This is a genomic window from Pseudomonas sp. SDO55104_S430 (assembly GCF_054070595.1).
The window spans coordinates 1-2,396 of sequence record NZ_JBSVXG010000421.1 but is presented as its reverse complement, the minus strand read 5'-3'; the positions used below and the strand labels follow the sequence as shown (position 1 = coordinate 2,396).

At 61.4% G+C, this 2,396-nt stretch carries 2 protein-coding genes; both read left to right on the top strand.

The genetic code is table 11. The features are described from left to right. Positions 1–130 precede the first annotated feature (130 nt). Positions 131–862 carry a response regulator gene (locus ACW9JE_RS30315; RefSeq protein ID WP_457434860.1) on the top strand — a complete coding sequence of 244 codons (732 nt, stop codon included), beginning with the start codon at positions 131–133 and terminating at the stop codon, positions 860–862. Further along, the gene (locus tag ACW9JE_RS30310; protein ID WP_457434859.1) at positions 852–2,321 is read left to right on the top strand and encodes an ATP-binding protein; all 1,470 of its coding nucleotides are present in this window, start codon (positions 852–854) and stop codon (positions 2,319–2,321) included. The genes ACW9JE_RS30315 and ACW9JE_RS30310 overlap by 11 nt, the downstream gene beginning before the upstream one ends. The last annotated feature ends 75 nt before the right edge of the window (positions 2,322–2,396 follow it).

Here is a 2,396-nt window from a genome sequence, read left to right as displayed (position 1 = left end):
TCATTGAACATTGTGTTGTCTGACACACCGCATTCGCGAGCAAGCCCGCTCCCACATTGGTGATGTGGTGTTTGCAGGTTCAGCGCTTAAGGCATAATCCGCCCAATTCAAACAACAAGGACGCCGCCCCGTGAGCTCAGTCAACAAGTCGATATTGTTGGTCGATGACGATCAAGAGATACGCGAGTTGCTGGATACCTACCTGACCCGCGCCGGTTTCCAGGTTCGTACCACGCCCGATGGCGCCGGTTTTCGCCAGGCCCTCAACGACGAACCCAGCGATCTGGTGATCCTCGACGTGATGCTCCCGGACGAAGACGGTTTCAGTCTGTGCCGCTGGATTCGCCAACACCCGCGTCGGGCGCAAGTGCCCATCATCATGCTCACCGCCAGCTCCGACGAGGCCGACCGGGTCATCGGCCTGGAACTGGGTGCCGACGATTACCTCGGCAAACCCTTCAGTCCCCGCGAATTGCAGGCCCGCATCAAGGCCCTGTTGCGCCGTGCCCAGTTCGGTCAGGATCGTTCCGGCAGTGAAGTGCTGGCCTTCGATGACTGGCGGCTGGACATGGTCAGCCACCGTCTGTTCCACATCGATGGCGAAGAAGTGATTCTCTCCGGCGCTGATTTCGCCCTGCTGAAACTGTTCCTCGATCATCCCCAGCAAATTCTCGACCGCGACACCATCGGCAACGCCACCCGGGGCCGTGAATTGATGCCGCTCGATCGCATCGTCGACATGGCGGTCAGTCGCCTGCGCCAACGCCTGCGTGATACGGAAAAACCGCCACGGCTGATCCGCACCGTGCGTGGCAGTGGTTACCAACTGGCAGCCAATGTGGTCGCCAGCAATGGTCACTGAGTCTTTGCGCAAGCTGATCAAACGAATCCCGGTGCCGCGCTCGCTGCTCGGGCGCATGTTGCTGCTGACGTTGCTGGCGGTGTTGTTCGCCCAAGCGCTGTCGAGCGTGATCTGGGTCTCGCAACTGCGCGCCACGCAGCTTGAAGGTCTGGTCACCAGCGCCCGCAGTCTCGCCCATTCGATGAACGCCAGCGTCAGTTACCTGCGCTCATTGCCGGTGGCCTATCGGCCGTTGGTGCTTGACCAGTTGCGCAGCATGGGCGGCACGCGGTTCGTCGTGACACTCAACGACAAACCCCTGGGCATGGAAGTGTTGCCGATCACACCGCGCAAGCTGGCGGTGATGAAAGCGGTGGACGAGGTGCTGCGTCAGTCCCTGGGCCAGGACACCGACATCTCGGTGTCTTTTGTCAGCCCCGAGGATCTGCGGATTTTCAATGGCGGCCTGAAACTCGACGAGTTGCCGCGCTCCTGGGCGCACTATGCGCTGACCCTGGAACCGGTGAATCCACCGGTGCTGGTGACGCAGATCCAGATGGCGCCCGGTGAATGGCTGTACATCGCCTCGCTGCTGCCCGAGCCCTACACCAGCCTTGAAGAGCAGGGCCTGCCGGCGCAGCAGGTATGGTTCATCATTCTCACCAGCGGTTTTCTGTTGTTGTTCATCGGCCTGCTGGTGCACTGGCAGAGCCGGCCGCTCAAGCGTTTGGCGCGGGCGGCACGGGAATTGTCGCTGGGCGCCGATGTGGAACCGGTGGCCGAAGGCGGTGGCAGTGAAGTGGTCGAAGTGGGCCGCGCGTTCAACACCATGCGCGAACGTATCAGCCGTTACCTGACCGAACGCAGCCAGCTGTTCAGCGCGATTTCCCACGACCTGCGCACGCCAATTACCCGTCTGCGCCTGCGGGTCGAACTGCTGGAAGACGAAAAGCTGCAAGCCAAGTTCGGCCGCGATCTGGATGAGCTGGAACTGCTGGTCAAGGGCGCGCTGCAATGCGTGAAGGACACCGACATTCACGAGAACATCGAGTCGGTAGATCTCAACCATGTGCTCGAATGTCTGGTGGAGCCGTACGTGGCGCCTAATGGCAATGGTCGCGTGACTCAGCAGGGTCGGGCGCTCGCGGCTTATCCGGGCAAGCCCCTGGCGCTCAAGCGTTGCATCGGCAACTTGATCGACAATGCGCTGAAGTATGGGCAGAACGCCCACCTGCACATCGATGACGACGAGAGCGCCTTTGTGCTGCACGTCGATGACGAAGGCCCGGGGGTTCCCGAGCAGCGGCTGGAGCAGGTATTCGAACCGCACTTCCGTCTGGCGGGGCAGCAGCAGGGGTATGGTTTGGGGCTGGGCATCGCCCGCAACATTGCCCATAGCCATGGTGGGGAAGTGAGCCTGCAGAATCTGCGTGAGGGTGGGTTGCGGGTGACCCTTCAGTTGCCGCGCAGTGTTGAATAGGCAGACCGCGTCATCGTTCTTCGCGAGCAAGCCCGCTCCCACATTGGACCGCGTTCACCTGAGCGACTCGGTCAA